Genomic DNA, 22,900 nt, shown 5'->3' with positions numbered 1-22,900 from the left:
TCCTAGTCGCGAAGTCGTCCCGTTTCTATGCCATGCAACCGCTTCGCTGTTAGTTCGTACGCTGTTTTTTCGTTCGGTGTTGCTTTTTCCTGCGCTGCGACAATCACCAACGCATTTGCGGTCGAGAAGATCGCCGCCAGTATTTCGCCCGCGGTTTTGGATCGGGCGCTCGGCGAATCGGCGGACGGTTACAGCACGGATGAGGTGATCCTGAGAGACGACTTGCGTTCGGCGTTTTTTGATTCGATCGCCGAGCAGACGGCGACTGAAATCTCGCTTGATGATCAGGCGGGGGTGTTGTTGGATCTGTTGAAGGCACGCAAAGCCGGAAAGCTGACCTACCGATCAGTTCGCCGTAGTCGGCGGATCAAAGACGACTGTTCAGCGGTGGCCGAAATTGCCGCTCGAGTCGTTTCGGATCGGCATCGGGTGACTGTTGACACGATGTTGGTGAATCCAACGCTGCGTGCTGAACTGCAACAAGAAGCGGAATTGATTTCGCCTGGTGTGGATGCTTATGCGGTTCGCAAGTCGATTTTGGGTCTAAGGAAGAAGCGTTCGTTGAAACCTGAACTGGTTTTGCAGGTCGCCGATTGGGATCGCGAAGTGATGACATGGTCGTTGGCGGAATTGCGTGCCAAGGTCGCTGCTGATGAAGTGCCACATCAACCGGGCATTTATCTGTTCCGAACCGACGAAGGCTATCTGTACATCGGCGAAGCGGTGGATCTGTCGGACCGGTTGGCACAGCACACCGCCGATAGCGACCGCATTGCACTTGCAGATCATTTGTCGAAGGCGGCCGCGGGCGAGGTTTCCGTCGAACTGCATGTCTTTCCGAAAAACAGTCCCGCGGCGAAGGTCGGAATGCGGCGAGCTTACGAAAGCGAGTTGATTCGAAGTCGCCATCCGAAGCTGAATGTGAGACCGTAGGGCGACGACGTCATCCTTCCATGACGGCTTCTTTGATCGCGGCGACCAGGGCGGCGCGGCCGAGTGATTGTTGTTGCAGCCTTCCCACGTCGATGCCTAACGATTCGCCTAGCTTGGCGGCCAAGTCAACGTCGCGAATGCCATGGAACTGGTTGGTTTTTTGTTCGTTGAAGTAGATCGTGTCGCGGTCGTGATCAAAGCTCGATTCGAACGCGTCGCTGAGTTCGTCGATCCACGGCTTCGGGATGGACTTGTCGATGCATAGGTCGATCGGCCAAATCGTTTCGCCGGTGCACTGGGTTAACAAGGCGAGTGCGCGGTCGCGTGCGATCATGTGAAAACGGGTTGGCGAAGTAACTTGATTGAGTAAGGCGCGGAGCGGTGCAACGCTGTGAAGTGTTTTTTCCGGCGTTGTGGGCGGTTTGACGTAGCGGAACTCGCCAAGAGTTTCGGCCTCCATTGGCATCACCGAAAGTCTTGGCGACTTCCGCTACAAAGTGCTCTGTCTACAAAGTGCTCAGGGCATTGCCCGCTGAGGCTTCACGACCTAGCGGCTCGCAGCCAATCGACCGCCCACCTTCCAACTACCGCATCGAAATGGCTTCTTGCAATGGGCGCAGGACCGCGGACACCAGATGCTCGTCGGCCAAGTCGCGGCATAAACTTGCTAGGCGGCGGAATTCTTTTGCGTAGTCTTCGTTCGGTCCCATGCTGTCGTAGCGACGGACCATTAGATAGACGCTGATTTGTTCCTCGCCAAACTCGCCGGTGCGAACTTGGAAAGCGTTGGTGCGAGATTCCAAACTGACTCGGCATTGAGTCTTGCAATCTTCGTCGAGCGAAAATTGGATCGCGGGTTCGTGGGACAACAGTTTGGCTTCGGGGACGTCGGCAAAGGCTTGAAATCCGGTCGGCACGCCAACGACTTCGGCGATGATTTCGTTGTGGTTGCCGGAATAGGCGAAGTCGAATCCCAACATCACGCTAAGCGATTCGCAATCCAGCGGCGTGATCGACAGATCGTAGGGCACTCGTTCCAGGACTTCAGCGTGCAGATCGACGGCGGCGTCGTAGCTTTCGGGGTTGATGACGCCGCTGTTGACTCGGCGGGGTTCCAGCGAGGTCCAACGGTAGGAACCGGCCTCCTTTTCTTCCTCCAGGACATATTCGCCTTTGTCCCGCGAGTAAAAATTGACCATTTTTGGGAACCGGCGACGCATCTGCTCAAAATAATGCAGCACCGATTCGCGGCCGGTCGGCAGGTCCATTTCGGTCGACAGATTCATATTCAAGTAATAATCGTCGCTGAATGCACCGTATTCACTCATCGTTTGTCCCAGGGTCCACCGGATTCGCAGAAAGTTCTCTCGCCATGATTTTAGGTGCAAAGAAGGCTCGGCGACAGGTCCACGCCAATTGATTAGGATTTAGTGGCACTGGAGCAAATTGTTTTTCAAGTTTTGAAGTGATCCTTTTGTGAGCCGTGACGCGTAAGCGGCCGGGCCAGCGTGGTTGCCCGAGAGCTCTGGTTGCCCGAGGCCTCACGGCCAGCGGCTCACAAGAATATCGCCACATCTGAAAAATTTGATTTGTCTTGTTACGGGCTCGCATCTTCCTTGGAATCGTTTTCGACTGATGAAAATTAAGTGTCCCGCCTGCTCGAACGTGCTCAGTATTCCTGATGCGGCTGCGGGCAAAGTGGTAAAATGCCCGTGCGGCAAACAATTGAGGGCTCCTGCGGCCGCCGGCCCGCCCGCTGCGGCAACACCTTCCGCGACCAGACCACCCGCCACCAGACCACCCTCACCAGCACGACGTCCCGCCGCGGCCCCATCCAATTTCGATGGCGATGGGTTTTTCGATGAGCTAACCGAATCGGATCTTCAGCCGGTCAAAGCCGTCAACAAGCCTGGCCGCGCCGAAGTGCGTGACCATTCGGCTGGCGCGAAATTACTGAACCAGTACTCGCCCGGTTCGGGCGGTGCAGCCGCGGCCGGCGGGCAACGCGTGGCCGACATGACCTTGGCGACGCCCGGAAGTCGAATTCTTGCAACGTTGCTGGATGGTTTGATGTACGCGGTCATCATCGGCGCAGGATTCGGAATCGGGATCGCGATTCTTGCGATCTTTGGTGCTGGTCCAAACGGCGAGCCCTCGGCAGGCGTCTTTTTGGCTTTCAACATTGTGACCTGGGCGTCGATCGCGATCGCTTACCTGATCAACATTGTCTTGATTTCAAAATCAGGAATGTCGGTCGGGAAAAAAGCGATGGGAATCCGAATGGTCAACAGTCAAACGGGCGTCACAGCGTCGTTCGCGGATGGCTGGTTTACTCGCAACGTCGTTTTTGGTTTCCTAACCGGGATACCGGTGATTGGCTTCATCATCGCGATCGTTGACCTCGTTTACCTATTCATGGACGGGCACGAAACGCTGCACGACAAATTGGCGAAAACGATGGTCGTACAAAACTAACACTCTAAGGAATTGTCCTGAAAAAACTTCACGAGATTGGATTTCCCAAAATCCCAACCCGAACGCGTTAGCGAGGGATTTACGGGGCAAGCAAGATCCCTCGCTTACGCGTTCGGGTTTGGAAAACGTAGAATTGTTTCGGGACAATTGCTAAAACAGCAACCACTTCACACGGATGGAAGACGTCACACGATGGCTCGTAACGAACAATTGATTCGCCAGCACAAGTTGCTGCAACTGCTGGAATTTTCGCGGTTTGGACGGACGCTGGAAGAATTGCGGTTGGACCTGATCGCCGATCTTGGATTGACGGCGCTGCATGAACGTACGGTTCGCCGGGATGTCGAAGCGTTGCAAGCGGCTGGTTTTGACATTCAAACCGACACCGTCGAACGCGGCAAAGTGTTGAAGCTGGGCCAAGCGACGACCGGCGTTCACGAGGTCGGGATTTCGGCGTCCGAAATGATCGCGTTGTCGATCGGTCGCGAATTGCTGTACCCGCTGGTCGGGACACAGTATTGGCGAGGCATCGAGTCGTTCTGGAACAAGGTCCAGGAAACGGTTCCCGATGGAGTGTTCGATCACTACGCCCGCTATCGCAAAACGTTGCACGTGTTTGGGACGCCCAGTAAGTCGTACGCCGAACACGAAGGCATGTTGAAGACGATCAACCGAGCGATCGTCGAACATCGCGTCGTTGAAATTCAGTACGAGTCGGTCGGCAAGCCGATGACCAAGCGGCTGATCGAACCGTACGGTTTGGCGGTTTACCAGAGCAGCATTTATGTGGTCGCGGCCGCGCACGAAATCGAAGACCCCAAGGAACGGCTGCGGAATTGGAAATTGGATCGTTTCCGCAAGGCGACGGCGCTGGACGAATACTTCAAGGCCGATGAATTGGACCTGTCCAAACATCTGGGCCGCAGTATCGGGATTTTCAGCGGTGACGAGGCGACGATGGTCAAAATTCGCCTGGGCGGACGAGCGGCTGCGTATGTCCGCGAAGACCCCTGGCACCCCGAACAAAAACTCGATCCGACCGACGATGGCGGGTCGATCCTGACGGTTCCCGTGTCCCATCCCCGCGAAGTCCTGCCGAAAGTCCTGTCCCTGGGCAGCGACGCCGAGGTTATCGAACCGGCGTCGTTCCGCGACGCGGTCAGCGAGGCGGTGGCCAAAATGGCGGCGAAATACCAGCAATCATGACGTTGGACCAGATTTACGTAGGCCGGAACAAGCGCAGCGAAGTTCCGGCAATCCGATGCGTCGGTCATGCCATTGCCGGAACTGCGCAGAGCTTGTTCCGGCCTACGTTTGCTTGCATTTTGCCCTATGTAAGGAACTTTTATCCCCTTCAACCGTCAAAAGTCCACGTAGGAATACGCTCCGAATCAGAAACCCCCTCTGTGGAATTCCGCAATCGGGGCGATGGGGACAGAGGTGGAGATGGCGATGGAAACGGAGATCAGGCCGATGTTACGACCGGCTTGTTCGTCAACATTGACACTGAAACGGTCCAATAAGAACAGAGAAAAGGAAGCAAAGTGCCAATTGTTTGCGGGTATTTTCGCCCCAACTATACTCGTGCCTCGACTGTCTTTGGGGCGGGCTGCGCGCCCACCACGACGGCTGACGCAGCAAAGACCCGATTTGAACTCGAAGCCAAGACAGTCTCAGAACCCCTTCAAGCGAACCGTCACCCTTCGTCTTGAAGCCCATTATTAATCATTAACCGCTTGGGCAAGTTGCCCGTTTAGCATTTCAAAGGTTTGGTCTATGACCTCTCGCCCGCGTCCTTCCAGCAAGCAAAAAGCTGACAAACGCTCCGCCAAGACGACTCGATCCAACAAGCCGAGTCATCAAAAGCGACGCCGCAACCTGCTGGAAACCTTGGAACCACGCCAATTATTGGCAGGGCCCCAATTGGTTGGCATCCAACCCAACGAAGGCGACCTGATTGTCGAAGGCAGCGTGCGGAATGAGGCACCGCGTGCGTTGACGTTCCGGTTCGACGAAGTCCAACAAATCGACGACGCAAACCTAAGCGGCATCCAGTTGCAACGAGCGGGCGGTGACGGCCTGTTCGGGACCGCCGATGATGTGACGATTCAACCCGGCTTGGTGACGCTGGGTGACAACGCACAAAACGAAGTCGTGGTTCGCTTCGCCGATTCGCTGCCTGATGATCTGTATCGCGCCACCGTTTTTGGCGTGGATAGCCCCAGCCAAGGCATCGAAGCGATTCGCAACGTCGACGGCGAATCATTCCAGCCCTCCATCGCGGGCCAGGGTGCCCAATCGGTTAATTTTGAACTTCGACTTGGTGCGTTGATCGAAGCCGTCGTTCCACAACCGGTCGTGCGAACCGAAGACGGATCGCTGGTGCAAAACCGCAACGAGATCGTTGTTTACTTCAACGAAGATCCGTTGTTTGTCGAAGACTCATCGGCCACCGGCACCATCACCGTCGGTGCTCAGCAGATCGCCGTGACCGGCAACCTGGTCGATGGCAGTTTCGACGATACGCAAATCAACTTTGCCCCCAGCACCACCGCAACCCGAGTCGCCGCGACGCTGGACCCGGCAACTCGCACGATCACGGTTTCGTACCCCACCGGCATTACCACTGTTTCAGCGATCGCGGTCGCGATTGATACGTTGGCCGATTTTAGTGCCAGCGTCGTTGCGGGCAATCCCAATGTGCCGTTTGTTGCACCCGCGGGCGGTGCCAAAGTCAGCGGCAGTCCCACCGCACGCTCCGCTGAAAACCCTCGCTTTTACCAACTGCTGTTAACGCAAGACACTGTTCGCACGACCGACGACGCGTTGTACTTCCCCGAAACCGTGGTCTACGACGAAGCCACGCATACCGCGCGATTGATCTTCGCCGACGACATCAACAACCTGGGGCCCGATGCCGACGGCAATGCAGGCGTTGGCATCGGCGGCGGAACATTCCGTCTGCGAATCGGCACCGCGGTTGACGATCGAATCGACTTGATCTTGCCACCAACAACGACCGATCTGACTGGCATTGATGCAGGCGAGACTTTGACGACGGCTTTTGACGTTGGCGTGTTGGACAATTCCAACGGAATCACCAGCTTGGTGCTTAGCGAATCGATTTCGCCGCAACCTTTCGACATTGAACTTCCCGGTGGCAATGACGATCCCGGTCGCCGCGAGATTCCTGAATTGGCTGGCGGTGGATTGGTTCAATTCGTCAACGCAGCCTTCGGCGATCCTAATTCCGAATCGGCTGCCGACGTGACCGATGGCATCACCGAAATCGCTTACAATTTCCAAGGAATCTTTGCTTCCAATGGCGGCAATTCGTTCCTGAACCAGATTACCCAGCGGCAACGAACTCGAGTTCGCGAAGCCTTGGATTTGTGGTCGCGCAGCGTCGGTGTTCAGTTCCGCGAAACCGTTGATTCAGGAATCACGTTTGCCGTCGGTGACCCATCGGTACTGCCAGCATTGCCCGACACTCGGCTGCAATCCTACCCCGTTTTGAACGCGTCACTGCGTATCGATCCGACCTTTGCTGAACCGGCGATTGTGTTCAGTAATCAAGCAAACTTTGGCACCGCGTTTGGCGAAGACTTCTCGCGTAAGACCGCGGCCGGAATCGGATTCCTGTTGGGATTGGAACAGGCCCCTGGTTTGCCGCTGCAAACGTTGATGACTCTGTCGCCCCAGTTCCTGAACGCATCGATCAACTCGGTCCAAAGCCGCGCGACACCGGAAGACATCAACGCCTTTGATCCGTTCTACCCCGATTTTGGTTTCCCGAACCCGTTTGAAATTCCGTCGGAACAGCAAGAACTGCAATTCTTGGAACCAACGTTCCCAGGCAACTATGACACGCTGCACGGTCAATTCATTCACCGTCCCGACAGCAACGATATCGACCTGTTTCGATTTGTGGTCGACTTGGATGACGCCGATCGATTGGGCACGCTGACCGCCGAAACGTTCGCCGAACGTCTGCCCGATTCAAGCTCGCTCGATTCAACATTAACACTGTTCCAAGAAACCAAAGCAACCGCCGTCACCAGCTTCGGTGTCGGAGTTGCTTTATCGGTTGAATTTGAATCGCTTCGCAACGGCAAGCTTGGCAACAACACGACGATTGAATTTGTCAGCAACGATGGTGGCGCTGTTTCGGTCACCCAGAAAATCGATGCACAAGGAAACGCGATCAGCAACGGTTTGATCGTCAACATTCCACGCAGCGGCGTGAGTGCTGATGCAGTTGTCGCGGCAATCAACAATAGCCCACTGTCCGCCGGCCTGTTGACCGGCACCGTGGTCCGAGGCGGCGGAGAAATCGTCGGCACGGCGGACCTGAACTTGCAACCAGTCCAATTGACCGGTGGTGATGTTGAACAACTGCGCCGCAACGATGATTACTTCAGCGAAGATTCACGCATCATCGCGTCGCTTGGCGAAGGCACCTACTACATTGGCGTCGCCGCCAGCGGCAATGACACCTACGACCCAACGATTCCAGAGAGCGGTTTTGGCGGACTGACTCAAGGTCGATACGACCTCAGTTTGCGTTTCGAGCCGCAAGTTGATGAAGTCAACGTGATCCGTGACACCGACGATCCACGCACCGGTGTGCCGGGCACTCCGATCGATGGCGACGGTGATGGACTAGCCGGTGGAGTTCACAATTTTTGGTTCCAAACGCGTCCCGAAAATCGATTGCTTTCCATCACCGGTGACGGAACCGCAATCACCAACGGTCAAACGTTGGCGGTAACCGGTGCAAACGGCGTCACGCAAACATTCCAGTTCGTTACGTCTGTGTCCATGCTGACGCCCGGCAACATTCCCGTCATCTTTGACGATGGATCCGTCGGCGCTGTCGCCACGCCCGCAGACGGTTTGGTGGAAGAACTTCGCACGGCAATCAACAGCCGACCGATCTCCGAAACCGGCGTTCGCGTTTTGGTTTCCGGTCAAACACTTGAATTCACCGGAGAACAAACGATCGCGTTGTCCGGCGATTTCCAAGGCGGCGAAGCGTTCGGACGCAACATCTTCGTGGACAAGACCGCTGGCCCCAACGCCGATGGCAGCCTCGATAATCCGTTCAACAACATCGCCGGAATCACCACCGCCAACGCGTTCGGATCAGCAATCTCCGGTGACATCGTGCGAATCGTCGGTAACGGCGGTTTGGACGGCGACATCACGACCGAAGAAGACAATTTCAGCTACCAAGTCGGCGTGTCCAACTTTGGCGGCTTTGAATTGGAAGACGGACGCAACCTGGAAGTCCCACAAGGCGTCACCGCAATCTTTGACGCTGGTGCGATTGTCAAACTGCGCAGTGCCCGAATCGCGGCAGGCAGTAGCACACTTTTGGAAGACCGCAGCCAGAGCGTGATCCAGGTTTTCGGTACACCTCGATTGGTCCAGCTTTCACCCGAAGGTTCGCCGATCACGACCACCTTGCTGGGTCAAGACAACGCCCGCCATCCCGATTTTAACGACGGCAGTGTCATCTTTACCAGCATCCAAGATCCCAATGCGGATGCGGCGACCGTGCAGAGTCCACTGCTTGCACCGGAGCCTGGTGATTGGGGCGGTCTGGTTTTCCGACGCGACTTGGACATCAGCGAAGGACGCTTTGATCTGGAAGACGAAGGCATCTTCCTGCGTCACGTCAACCATGCCCAAATCCGCTACGGCGGAACCAGCGATCTGTTGATCGACAGCGTTCAGCAATTGGTCAACCCGATTCAGATTTTTGACACACGGCCAACGGTTAGCTTTAGCGAAATCAGTTTTAGCGCCGATTCAGCGATCAGTGCATCGCCCAACAGTTTCGAGGAAACTAGTTATCTGTCGCCACGTTTCCAACAAGCGGGATCGTTCAACCCTGATTACGCACGGATTGGACCTGATTTTCACAACAATGTGATCACCAATAACAGCGTCAATGGGCTGTTCATTCGCATCGAAACGTCACCCGAATTGCCGCCACAACAATTGTCGTTGTCGGCTCGGTTTGATGACGTCAGCGTCGTTCACTACGTCGCTGAAAACATCTTCATCACCGGCACACCGGGCGGTTCGATCCAAGACGGCATCCAGCCTGATTTGGTTTCGGCTTCGTTCCAACCGATCAGCGGCGGAACGCTGGACGCTGGCACCTATAACTATCGCCTAACGTTCGTCGATGCAGGTGGTTTTGAATCATTGGCAAGCGAGCCATCGTCCAACGTTGTCGTCGGTGCCGATTCGTCGATCCGAGTAGCGAACCTGCAGCCGATCGCCGCGAATTCGGACTACGTTTCGCGACGTTTGTATCGTTTGGATCCTGCGACCAACCAATACTTCTTCATTGCCGACTTGGACGCGACCGATGTTGACTTCCTGGACAACGGCACGACATCGACTGGCGTTTTGGATCTAACGCGAACCGGCATTCGCGGTCGTTTGGACGCTTCGCTGGTGATCGATCCAGGTGCGGTGTTGAAGTTCCGTGGAACGCGGATTGAATTGGGCCAGGGCACTCAGTTGATCGCCGAAGGAACGCAAAGTCGTCCGGTGATTTTTACCAGTTGGGCCGACGATCGTTTTGGTGCGGGCGGGACGTTCGACACCACCAACGACGCCAATTCACCGTCCGGTTCCACCGCCCCAGATCGTGGCGATTGGTCGGGCATTTACGCCAGCCCCAATGCGTTTGTGTCGCTGGACAATGCAACGATTGCCTACGGCGGCGGCGTCAGTTTGATTACCGGCGGACAGAGCCGTGGTTTCGCGGCACTAGAACTGCATCAAGCCGATGCACGGGTGACCAACAGCCAATTCCAATTCAACGAAGACGGACAAGACGGTTCCGGCCCGGTTGGCCGATTCGGTCGCTTGGGTGTTGCACCATCGACAATTTTTGTTCAAGGATCACAGCCGACGATTGTTGGCAATGAGTTTGTCGATAACCGCGGCAGCATCATCGATATCGATGTGGACTCGATGACGGACGAGCGGATTGTGGACCTGGGCCGACAAACCGGCGACAGCGACCGATTCGCATCGCTTGATGACAACTACGGGCCACTGATTCGATTGAATCGTTACGAAAATGTTCCGGCACTGAACGTTAACGAACGCCAGATTTCTGGGTTGGAAATTCGCGGCGGGCAATTGACCACGGCCAGCGTTTGGGACGATACCGACATCGTTCACTTGCTGTTCGACACGGTCGATGTAGGCAACTTGCATTCGGTTGGCGGTCTGCGATTGATCAGCCGCGATGACGAAAGCTTGGTCGTCAAACTTGATGGCGAAGGTTCACCGTTTAGCGCCCGATCGGGAACCGGCATCAGTGCCAGCGGAACCAGATCCAGCATCGAAGATCGCATCGGTGGTTCGGTTCAGATTGTCGGTTTGCCAGGTGCTCCGGTGATCCTGACCAGCTTTGCCGACGACACCGCCGGTGCTGGGTTAACGCCCGATGGTCAAGCCTTTACGGACACCAACGGCGACAGTTTCAATTCGCGTCCCGAAGGAAATGATTGGCGCAGCATCTTGCTGGACGAATACAGCAACGATCGCAACTTTGATTACATTCTGGAACGCAACATCACGTCCAGCGTCGCGCCAGGCCTGAACGGATTGGCTGCCAATTCACAGGTGCTTGGCGACCTGGCACCCAACGTCAACTACGGCGATGACCAACATCGACTTGGGTTCGAGGTCGAAGGTTTCTTGTCGTCCGATGACGACGTCGATACCTACAGTTTCACTGCCGAAGCCGGCACACGGATCTGGGTCGATGTCGATAAGACCAGCTTCACGCTGGATTCGGTCATTGAAATTCTGGACGCCGACGGCAACGTGATCGCTCGCAGCGACAACAGCTTTGACGAAATCGCGGGAACGCCATTGCAAGCGGTTCAGCCGATCTTGGGCGGCACCGCAAGCTCACTCGAAGGCGGCACGCCCGGCGACAGCCGATTTGGTGCGGGCGGATTGTACGAAGATTACGCATCAACCAATCCGCGTGACGCTGGAATCTCACTTTCGTTGCCCGGCAACCGCGGCACACGAAGCGTTTTCTTTTTCCGCATTCGCAGTGCTTCACAAAATCCAAATGACGCGTCCGGCGGCATCACCAACGGTGGATACCGTTTCCAATTGCGACTGCGCGAAGCCCAGGAATTCCCCGGCAGCATCGTCCGTCACGCTGACATTCGTTACGCCAACCACGGAATCCACGTTCGTGGCTTGATGGCCGATTCGCCATTGCTTGGTGACGCACAGGAAAACGAAAGCGTCGTATTTAGCAACGCGGAAGGTGGCACCCCCTCGTTCATTTCCAGCAACAACTCGATTACATCGAATCCGTTGGTTCCGGGACAACGTGCCCAGTACATCGGCGATTTGCTGCACAGCAAAAACAAGACGTTTAGCGTGGGTGGGGAATTGTCCAATTTCTTTGACATCGACTTCTACCAAATCGACGTTCTTGGCGGGCCAGAAGACAACCTGCAAGGCATCCAAGATCTGCAAACGCCGACGGTTTTCGATATCGATTACGCCGACGGTTTCAGTCGCCCCAACACATCGCTGGTCGTCTTTTATGACGCCGACGGCGAATTCGGCGACCAAACGCCACAGCTCGTATTCTTTGGTGAATCCAGCAACGTGTTGGACGATCAAGCCAGCACGATCTCAACCGATTCGCTTGACATTCTGACTCGCGGATCGATCTCGACCGGGGATCCGTTGATCGGCCCAGTCTCGTTGACTCGCGGCACCTACTACGTCGGCGTTGTCGCCGATGGTGCGGTTCCTGATGCCCTGAATTCACCCACCGTTCGCCGCGAACCGATCGAATCACTGGTGCGGATTTTTGACGACCACGTTGAAACCAACGGTGGCAGCACCGCGGTGGACCCGATCCAACCAAGCTTTACTGATCCCGCCGAACTAAATCCAGGTTGGACGATCACGACCGATCGTGCATTGGATGTTGGCCACCAGATCACCAGCACGTTCAATCGCTCGCGAACCTTTGCTGATTCCCAGCCCAGCATCCAATTTGAACAGAACATTATCGGTGACACGATCTTGAACTTCCAAGATCTGACCGCTGGCGATCCAACGTTCAGTTTGTCCAGCGATCCCAACGTCGGTGATGCAGCGGCCAACACGTCAAACATCATTCCGCATACCAAGGTGTTCGGAACCACGGCCAACGAAGTCGTCGATATCTATCGCTTTGAAGTCTTCGCCGACGGATCACAAGTTATTTTGGATGTTGATAATGGTTTCAATCCATCTTCGCTAAACGGCGGTGAATTGCCCGAGGGAACTCCCGAAGGCATCGAAGCGACGGACGATCCCAACAGTGTTGACCTGCAATTGCATTTGCTTGACGCAACCGGCAACATCGCTGGATTCAACACCACCAGCCTGGCGACCGACGGTGCATTGGGTAGCGCCCGAAACCGAACATCGTTCTTCGATCCATCGACATCAACACCGTTTACCAACGACCCGTACATCGAAACCACGCTGGCAACCGGTGTTTACTTTGTCGCCGTTTCGCCCGAAGGAACCACCTATGATCCGGTGACCGGTTCGTTCACGCTTGCCGAAGCAGAGCGTCCAGCATCCGGGAGCTATGAACTGAATGTGTCAGTCCAAAATCACCCAAGTGATTCGGGCGACATTGGCAACCAATCCTATCGATTCGATCGCAGCGTTGATTCGGGAACGCTGGCCAGCCGCAACTTTGACCTCAGCGGCTACAGCGCCGGCGACCAACCACGTTTCTACTTCAACTACTTCTTCAACCGCGCCGCCGGCGACGATGTCACGATCCAAGTGCGCCAGGTCGTCGGTGAACCCGACGTGGACGGTCTGGACCCGATCGATCCAATCGATGGTGCGGACATCGTGACCGCGATCAGCCCGTTTGATTTCCAGCTAATCCCATCGGCAACCGGTGACAACGTTTGGCGTCAGGGGATTATCTCGCTGGAACAGTTCGCGGGCATGGACAACCTGTCAATCGAGTTTGTTTACACCACTGATTCAGCGGACATCGGTCCGGAAGGTCTGTACCTGGACGACTTGGTGGTCGGGTTTGCTGAACGCGGTGAATTGATCACCAACTCGGCTCCTGGCGTGACGACGGTCAGCGGTGCCAACGCAGGTTTCCTGGCCGGTGAATACCAATTGGAAGTCCGACCATCGACGGCTTATGGAAGTTCCGTTGTCGATCCATTGTTTGGAACCGACACCTTTGTATTGACTCAGTCGTTCGACACCAACGATCGCCAGATCGAAGGTTCCGCATCGATCATCGCGCCTCACGCTGATCAACTCAGCGACGGTGATTCGTTTGTGCTTAGCGATGGCGTCCGCAGCGTCCGATTTGAATTCGACCTAATTGGTTCGCCAGCCGCGACCGCGGGAAGCATCCGAATTCCTTACCAAATCGATGATCCGGCAACTCCGGACGTCAACGAAGCCAGCACGCAATCGCAAATTGCCGACGCGATTCGCGACGCGATCAATTTGCCAGTCGTCCGATCGATCATCGAAGTATCCGCATCGGATTCGACCGGTTCAGCGACCGGCGGTTTCGGCGACAATCAAGTCGCGATTTCGGGAACGATCGTTGGCGACTTCAACGTCTTAAACAGCCCCAATGACCTGCCCGAATCGGGAACGCCGCTTAACGCCAATGACGATTTTAAACTGCCCGTCGTCTTCACCAGCGGCACCGGTGATTCCAATGTCACTCGTTCGCAAAGCATGGTGATTGTCGAAAACAATCGCATCAGCGACGTCCGGGGAATCGGCATCTGGAGCGAAACGAGCGACCGCGGTGTCGATCCAGAAGACCCGTTCAATTTCTCGGTTAGCCGTTCGCCGGTTGGCACAACCAACCCAGGTGCAGTTCGCAACCTGCCGACGCTTAACAATTCCGTCATCGGCGGCGAAGCCCCCGGGATCGTTGTTCGCAACAACACGATTGATCAAGCGGGTTATGCGGGCGTAAAAGTCGAAGGCGACATTCGTCCCTATGTGATCGATTCCAGTGAGTTCGCGTTTGAGGACGTGGACATTTCCAACTTGTTTGGCGATTTGATCGTTGACGGTTTGGCGATGACGATTGACGCCAACGGCGTCCGGGTGGTGTTCGAGTTTGACGACATCAATGGCGATGCAGCACCTCTGGGCAGTGGAACTGTTGACGGTGACGGGGTTGCCGATGGTCACGTTCCAATTCATTACCGTCGTTCCAGCGGTGTTGGTCCGGCTGATTCGCGATACGAAGTCATGGCGGCGATTATCTCGTCGATCCAAGGCAGCATTTTAGTCACCAACGGGATTGTTCCGTTGATCGAAGCGACGCTGGGCACGTCGTTACAAGTGGCAGATCCAAACGCTGGAACCATCTTCGAAACCCCTCAAAATGGTAACGCTGCTGTTTACCTCGAAGGTGCGACCAACATCCAGTATGACACTGATTTCCAAGACGTCCGAGCACGCGATTTCGGTCCGTTCGACTTGACTGGTCTGGCCGCTGTGTTTGACGCGCCGCAACCAGTGTCTCGAATCGTCAACAACACGATTTACGGAAACGACGGTACCGAATCAACGTTCGTCGAAGCCGCTGATGACACGCTGAACGATCTGATCAGCCAAGCGGTCAACACCAGGGCCGGCAGTGCTCACACCGGACCTTACGTCGATACCGGAACGATCGCTGGCCCCGGCGATGTCGATCTGTTCCAAGTCGAATTGGGATCGGGTGATCGTTTGATCGCCGACATCGACACTTTGGTCGCCGATGGTGCGTTGCCAGCAGGTGTTGATACGACGCTACGAGTGTTCAATTCCAATGGTGTTGAAGTAGCGATCAACGAATTCACGGTCGCTCGAGCCCAATTTGATCTCGGCATCGCGGATTCCGATGACGATGGTGCGGACGCATCGACGGTTGACCCGTTTATCGATTTCACCGCTACGATTCCGGGAACTTACTACGTCGGCGTTTCGTCAGCCGTCAACGCGGCCTACGATCCAAATTCGATTTCTGGCCGCGGTGCCTTAGCGGACGCCAGTGCGTTTGATTACACGGTTGGTTTGGAAGTTTACGCACCGCGAACGTTCGTGTTGTCAATCGATGATCTCAACAACAATCGCACCGGAAACAACCAGGGCAGTCGCGGGTCGGATCTGATCGGGACATCGTTCACGATCACTCAAATTGCCGATCTATCCAACGCCGATACACCGTCCAACCAACAAACGTTTACGTTTTCTGGTCCCGTGGGCGGTCAACGGTTAGGCAATGGCGACATCAACATTCCCATCCCTACCCAGAACCCAAACACCTACTTCGTTCCTGAAACGATTGCTGCGATTGCCAACGCGATCAGTGGTGCGCCATTCGTTACCAACCCTAATACGACAAACCCTCCGTTGCCTAACCACACGTTTGGCAACGGTCCCGACGGACTCTCTGGCCCGATCGGTCCGGTGACCGCACTTGGATTGGGCGGTCCTGATGGCAATGGACCTGGTCTTGAATTGTTCAATCCATTCTTTGGCCGAGTTTCAGACGGCAACGACAGCGCTGGCACGGCAAACTTTTCTGACTTCACGGGCTTTGGATACAACCGCAGCTCCGGGATGCCGGTCTTCTCAGTCGGGCTCGCTGGAACATCGTCGCTTGGTGACGGAACAACGGAACTGTATGTCTACGTTGAAAATGCAGCCGAAATTACGATCAGCCCCGAAGCCGCAGCGGCCGGTTTGCGATTGGATCCTGTCGCCGGAAACAACATCGATCAACTGATTCCAGAAACCGGAATCCTGTTTACCGGTGGCAGCAGCGGTACGGCATTGAACAATGTCCTATCGAACCTGCATCAAGGCATCGTGCTGGAAGAGACCAAGTTCGGTGGCTTCTTCCCTGGTCCTGCGGACATTCATCCCAAGCCAGCGATCGCGATTGCAACGGCGAACACGTTCCAACATATCGAGCCGGACAACAACGTCTTCCGCACCAACATGACCCAACCGTTTTCCGGCAACGGGAACATTGGAATCATCGACGGCCCCAGCAACATCAATGCGACCAATGACGATTTCAACGTCACATTGGGCAACGAGGATCCCCTGTTCGTCAACGCCGCTGGTGGAGATTTCGTTCCCACCTTCGATACGACGATCATCGACAGCAGCGTCAACGCGGTCACTCAACGCGACCGTTTGACCGACGTGCTGCAATCGGTCGGTTTGTCGATGAGCAACGTGCTGGCACCTAACCGTGACATCAACGGCGTCCTTCGCGCCGACGATCCAAACGTCGCCCCACCACCGGGATTGGGCAGCCAGATCTTCAAGGATCGTGGGTCCACCGAACGCGCCGACTTTGTTGGCCCGGTCGCGCTGGCGTTGAACCCAGCCGATAACGAATCGGTGACCGGCGAAACGGATCCATTCGTCAGCGTCATTCAATTGCCCGAAGGCATCTACGACGAATTCCGAATCCAATTACGTGACACTGGCGACGCGTCGGATCCGTTTAACGGCCAAGGGATCGATGACAACACGGTCGTTGTTTCGGTCATCGATGGACTTCGCAGCAGCGGTGCCAACGTGACGCTGTTTGAAAATGATCAACTGCTAACCGAAGGCGTCGATTACAGCTTTGGTTATGACCCGAATCAGAACGTGATCACGCTGACGCCGCTGGCCGGAATTTGGCGTAGCGATCGGTCATACCGAGCATTGCTGAACAACCAAGATCGCAGCGTCGTCGTGGTTCCTTCGGCCGCTGATTTGAATGATGGCGACCAATTGTCAATCGTCGATTCACGCGGCGGTGAATTGGTTTTTGAATTCGAGACCGGATACTCGCTGTTCGCTCCTCAACCGATCACGTTGCAAGTCCCCGCGGTGGGTGCCGGTGCAGGCGGATTGCTGGACGGCGATACGTTCCAAATTGATGATGGCGTTAACCCGCCTGTCACCTTTGAATTCAACAACGATGCGTTGACATTGCCCGGTACCGTTCCGGTTCCGTTGGAAGCAGTCCCCGCGGGCGTTTCGGATTTAAGTGCCTATCTGGGCCGCATCGCAGCCGAAATTTTCGCTGCGATTCAGCGACAAGTCGATGCTGCGACGTTGGACGTCGATGCACGTGTGATCGGAACAGAAGTCATCATTGGTGCGGATCGCGGTGCGACGGCGGTGACCTCCGGCAGTGCGTTGGACCAACCCGCACGAACACTGGCCGTCCAGGTTCCTTCGATCGCGAACATTGCCGATGGCGATCAAATCATCATCAGCGACGGACAGATTACTCAAGGGTTTGAATTCACCACCGACGGCAATGTTGCCGCGGCAAACAATCTGCCCATCAACATCGCCGGGCTGATCACCAGCACCGAAATCGCGACTGCGATGCGTGAAGCCATCAACGATTCGCCACTGATGCTCGGTTCGGCTGTCGCAGGCATCGAAGCTGACATCCTGTATTTGAATCTGCCCGCCGGCGGAACCGTTGATGCATCGGACAGCCAGTTGACGGTCGTCGGTCTCAGCCGCACGCCAGTCGATGGGGAAACGATCACGATCACGCCTTCGGACAGTGTCGATGGCGAAACCGTCTTTACGCTGGAACTAGACAACGATGGCGTTATCGATGCGACCATCGACAACAACGCTCCCGTGGCGTTCACGCGTTCGATGACCGCCGACGAAATCAATCTTGCGATCAACAACGCGATCGATGCTTTGCCAGCGATCGCGGGCTTGAACACCAATGACATTCAACAAGTGCCCGGCGGACAATTGTCGATCGGCGGCTTGGAAGGTCTGGAAATCAACGCCAGCGGCCCATCGCTTGCAGTGACCGGCGAACCATCGGTTGCGGGGCGTACCGGGATCGAAGTCTTTGGCCCGTTGTTGCTTTCCGTGCCAGCCGATGGCGGCCGAGTGATCATTCCCGGCGCAGTCTTTTCAGTGATCGATAACCAGGGCGTCGAACAGTTCTTTGAATTCCGCATCGAAGGCGGAACCGCTCTGCCGAATCTGCCCGATGCCAACTTCATTGACTACACGTCCTTTGATTCCGCCGAAGTCATTCGTGACGCGATCATCGCGTCCGTCAATGCGAACGCGGCCGGCGTCGACACCGAACAGGGCGGTCCCGGAATCGTTTCCTTTGGACGAATCGAAGATGGCCGAGTCAACACGGCTGGTCGTACGATCGACGGAGTTCCCGTCCCTGGTTTGTTGGGATCGAGCGTTCGTCGTGGCACAGTCGCCGATGGCGAAGTGCTGACGATCACCCAAGCCGACATCACCGTCAATTACGAATTCGAAGCCGCGGTTGGCGGCAATGGTGTCATGCCGGGCAACGTTCGCGTCGCATTCACGGCCGCCAGCACTGCACAAGACATTGCGCAAGCCTTGGCAGCCGCGATCGATAACAACAAGAACGGTTTGTTGTTGGATCCAGTCGCGACGGATGACGGCATCGTCGAATTGAATGACGTTCCTGGAACGATCGTTGACGTCTCCGCCGCACCGACGCTTAGCCGCTTTGGTGTCCCCGGTGGTGCAACGCCAGTGCGAATCCTGCCTAGCTTTGGATCAACGGAAGTCAAACGAGCCCTGATCAATGCGATCAACTCGATCAACCAACCTGGACAACCTGCGCTGACCACTTTGGTCGCCGAAGACCGCGGCGGTAACACGCTGTTTGTTTCCGGTGCAGTTTCCTTTGGCGAAGGCATCAGCAATTTCGCCTTGCCCGCAATCAGCGATCTGTCAGGCAACCCGCTGGAACCCAATCGCAACGACGACACGACTCAGTTCACGTACCTGTTGCCAACGATCGGCCTGGATTACGGCGACGCACCTGATCCCGTTGCAGGTGTCGCCGGTCGCTACCCAACCAGCTTGGAATTCGACGGTGCAAGACACATCGTCGGCGGCGGTTTGACACTCGGAACCACCGTTGACACCAACCTGGACGGCATTCCAACCGCAGCAGCCGATGGTGACGATGCGACGTTGGTGATCAGCGAAACAGGAACCCTGTTTACGATCAGCAATGTTGGCGGAGTTGCAACGGTCAACATCAACACCGGCACGGTTGCCCCGCTGACGCGTGACGGTGACACGATTGTGATCGACACGGGCGTTGCTCAGGCGACACTTGAATTCGACACCAACGGACGATTCGACGAAGACAACTTCGCGATCAGCCCGACGAACCCGTCATCCGCGGCATCGATTGCCGAAGCGATTCGTGACGCGATTGCAATCAGTCCGCTGAACCCCGCCAGCGTGACGACAACGTCCACCTCGGTCACGATCAGTGGCGACGATGAAGACGGTGTTCAATTCCTTGGCACCAATGGAAACATCATCAATGCCGGAATTGCGACTCCGATCGAAGTCACCGTGACCGGGTCAGGTGTCTTGGAAGCGTGGATCGATTTCAATGCCGATGGTGATTGGACCGACCCAGGCGAACAGATCATTCCGATGGACCCAAGCAGTCCGTTTGCCGCACGTCGCGACGAACTTTGCCCCGTCGGTTTGACCGGTGAAACCGATAACAACTTTGGTGGCACCGGCATGCCGGAAACGCGAACGTTCTGTATCATCGTCCCACCGACGACGACGGCACCGATCGCATCGACAGAAACCTACGCTCGGTTCCGAGTGTCCGCGACCGGTGGACTTAGCCCGACCGGTTTGGCTCTTAGCGGTGAAGTCGAAGACTACGCTTTGCAACTGACCGACGGATTACCACCAACGGTTTCCGATGCACAAGCCAACCAAACCTTTAACACCAACGAAGACACCGCATTGGTGGTCGTTTCGCCGGGCGGTTTGTTGTCCGGGATCGTGGACCCCAACGGCGACCCCGTGTCGATCAATCCAAACGACGTGACGGTTCCCGGAACGCCGCGTGAACTGTTCACCGTCGGCGGAATGTTGGCAGGTGAATTGAATCTGTCATCCGACGGAAGCTTTGACTTCACCCCCGCGGCTGAATTCAACGGCGTGGTCCAATTCACGGCTGGCGTCACCGACGGTCAACTCAATTCGCCGCGTCCGATCACGGTCACGATCACGGTCGATCCGATCAACGACATGCCAGAACGTGGATCGGGTTACCAAGTCATCAATCGAACCATCGCCGAAGATGCAGTGCAGATCTTCACCGCCGATGAATTGATCTTTAACACCGCAAACAGCGCGGCCGGACCGATCTTTGTCGCTGGCCCGATGAACGAACTCGGACAAGGCCTGATCTTTGATTCGGTTTCCAGCGTTCGCGGCATGAACATGTCCGAACTGGGCGGCACACTGGTCATTTCGTCTGACGGAACTGAAATCCAGTACACGCCACCGCAAGATTACGACGGCGCGATTCCGGATACGTTCAACTATTCAGTCGTCGATGTTCCCACCGACGGCACGACGCCGGAAACGTCTTCCCCAGCCGACCAAGGCTTTGTCGAGATCAGCATCACCGCTGTCAACGATGCACCGATCGCTCGGGACGACAATTTCCAAGGTCAAGAAGACCAAGAGCTGACGATTCCGATCCTAAGTGCGACGGCTCCCTTTGGCATTCTGAACAACGACTCAGGCGGCCCGGCTGGCGAAAACCAAACGGTCAGTCTGGTCACCAGCGGATTCCCAATGCAAACCACCGCTGGCGGCAACGTCCGATTGGGCAACGGCAACACGTTGATCTACACACCGCGTGGGCTGTTTAGCGGAATCGATACGTTCCAGTACAGCGTTACTGATAGCGATGGCGAAATCGGAACCGCGACCGTTTCGATCAACCTGTCCAACGTCAACAACAACCCGATCTTTGAAGGTGTCAACGGAGCCAAACAGAATGGTTCGACGCTTGAAAATCCTTTGCCGGTCAACATGTTCCAACGCGAGGAAAGCAAGACGGTTCCCAACACGGAAACGTTCGACCTAAACACTTGGTTTAGCGATCCCGAGAACGCACCGTTGACCTACGCCGTTATCAGCGACAACCCGTCGGTTGCCACGGTTTCGCTTGGGGCGACCGCGAATAACCTGTTGCGAATCGAGTATCCGTCGTTTGGATTCGGCACCGCCAACTTGACGATCACGGCAACCGATCCCGAGGGCGCTTCGACGACTGTCGTGGTCACCGCTAACGTGCAAAACACCGAAGACGCACCGACGCGAATCGACACGCTGGATCCGCTTAGCGGCGTCGAAGACCAAATCGTTACGGCTGATCTGCGAACGATCTTCAACGATCCCGACAACACGCCACTGACCTATTCGGTGCTGCGTCTGGGAACGACGTTCAATCCAACACCGGCACAGATCGCCAATCACCCGTTGATCCAGAGCATCACCTTTGTCGGTGACCAGCTTCGTATCGAACTGAAACCAAACCAGTCCGGCACGGTTGACCTGATCGAAATTGCTGCTAGCGATGGCCTGTCACAAGCGACGGACTCGTTCAGCTTGAATATCGCCAGTGTTCCCGATGCACCGGTCGCAGGCGACGATGCATACTTCTTGCCGATTGGTTCGTCGTTGACGTTTGCCAGTCCAGCGGGCGGGTTACTGCGAAACGATGTCGATCCGGATGGCGATGCAATTTCGATTCAGCTTGAAACGGTTGCCGGTTCAGCCGCCGCGGGAATCGCATTGAATGCCGATGGCACGTTCACTTACCAAAGCCCAGTCGGCGGATCAGTCGGTGACCAAGCTGATTTGACCTATCGAATCGTCGATTCGACTGGCCGCGTCAGCAATACCGCGACGGTGACCTTCACGCTAAATCAATCGCGTTATCAAAACCCGATTGCCTCGCTTCGCGAAGACGTCACGGCCGACGGAAACATTTCGGCCCTGGATGCCCTGCGAGTCCTGAACTTCCTGCAACGACGTTCGTCCGCGACCGGTGGCACAGGTTCAGTACCGGTTAGCACCATCGTGACGGCTCCGCCAGACTTCCTGGACGTCAACGGCGACGGACAGATTTCGGCTTTTGATGCTTTGTTGGTGATCAATCACCTGCGAGAGGTCAATAACGCTCCAAGCCAATTTGAGCCCGAATTCATTGCCCCCGCTGACACGGCTTCGACATCGGTAACGACAACAATCGCGTCCTCGGCAATCACCTCGTCGATTGTTTCACCAGATTCGTCCGGGATGCCATCACGGCAACTAGAATTGGTCGAAAGCGTGCAATCGGAATCCGAATCGACGATCACCACCGATCAAGCGACCGACAAGTTGCTGGCGTCGGGAATGTCGATCGACACGACCGGTAACGATTCGGCAACCGACTGGTTGAGCAACACTGAAGGCCCGACCGTTTCAGCAGACGAACATGACGAAGCTCTGGCGTCAGTTTTTGACGAAATTGGCTTTGACGAAATTTAGAAGTAACGACTGAACTTACAACATT

General features: G+C 55.9%; 6 protein-coding genes. 4 read left to right on the top strand and 2 right to left on the bottom strand.

Annotated elements, in window-relative coordinates; all coding sequences use genetic code 11:
• Positions 1 to 27: 27 nt before the first annotated feature.
• Positions 28 to 933: a GIY-YIG nuclease family protein gene (locus tag RC85_RS09965; protein ID WP_068261930.1), complete on the top strand. Its 906-nt coding sequence runs from the start codon at positions 28 to 30 to the stop codon at positions 931 to 933.
• Between the two features lie 10 nt (positions 934 to 943).
• Here the strand turns inward: RC85_RS09965 and RC85_RS09960 are convergent, their stop codons facing one another.
• Entirely contained in the window at positions 944 to 1,393 is a 450-nt protein-coding gene (locus RC85_RS09960; RefSeq protein WP_235033141.1) for a hypothetical protein, read from the bottom strand.
• A gap of 124 nt (positions 1,394 to 1,517) precedes the next feature.
• Positions 1,518 to 2,261, bottom strand: coding sequence for a hypothetical protein (locus RC85_RS09955; protein ID WP_068261929.1), 744 nt, complete (start codon positions 2,259 to 2,261; stop codon positions 1,518 to 1,520).
• A 307-nt stretch (positions 2,262 to 2,568) separates the two neighbouring features.
• Between RC85_RS09955 and RC85_RS09950 the strand changes: the two genes are divergently transcribed.
• The 3 genes from RC85_RS09950 to RC85_RS09940 all read left to right on the top strand — a co-directional run bounded on the left by RC85_RS09950 (position 2,569) and on the right by RC85_RS09940 (position 22,875).
• Positions 2,569 to 3,408, top strand: a complete 840-nt coding sequence (locus tag RC85_RS09950; protein WP_084422530.1) for an RDD family protein — start codon at positions 2,569 to 2,571, stop codon at positions 3,406 to 3,408.
• Positions 3,409 to 3,600: 192 nt separating this feature from the next.
• Positions 3,601 to 4,614, top strand: a complete 1,014-nt coding sequence (locus RC85_RS09945; protein ID WP_068261923.1) for a helix-turn-helix transcriptional regulator — start codon at positions 3,601 to 3,603, stop codon at positions 4,612 to 4,614.
• A 570-nt stretch (positions 4,615 to 5,184) separates the two neighbouring features.
• Complete coding sequence (locus tag RC85_RS09940) at positions 5,185 to 22,875, top strand: tandem-95 repeat protein (RefSeq protein ID WP_068261920.1); 17,691 nt, start codon at positions 5,185 to 5,187, stop codon at positions 22,873 to 22,875.
• Positions 22,876 to 22,900 lie beyond the last annotated feature (25 nt).

Origin of the sequence: Rubripirellula obstinata (assembly GCF_001642955.1) — a bacterium.
GTDB classification, from domain to species: Bacteria; Planctomycetota; Planctomycetia; order Pirellulales; family Pirellulaceae; genus Rubripirellula; species Rubripirellula obstinata.
The sequence above is the reverse complement of the archived record's forward strand: the minus strand, read 5'-3'. Positions and strand labels throughout refer to the sequence as shown.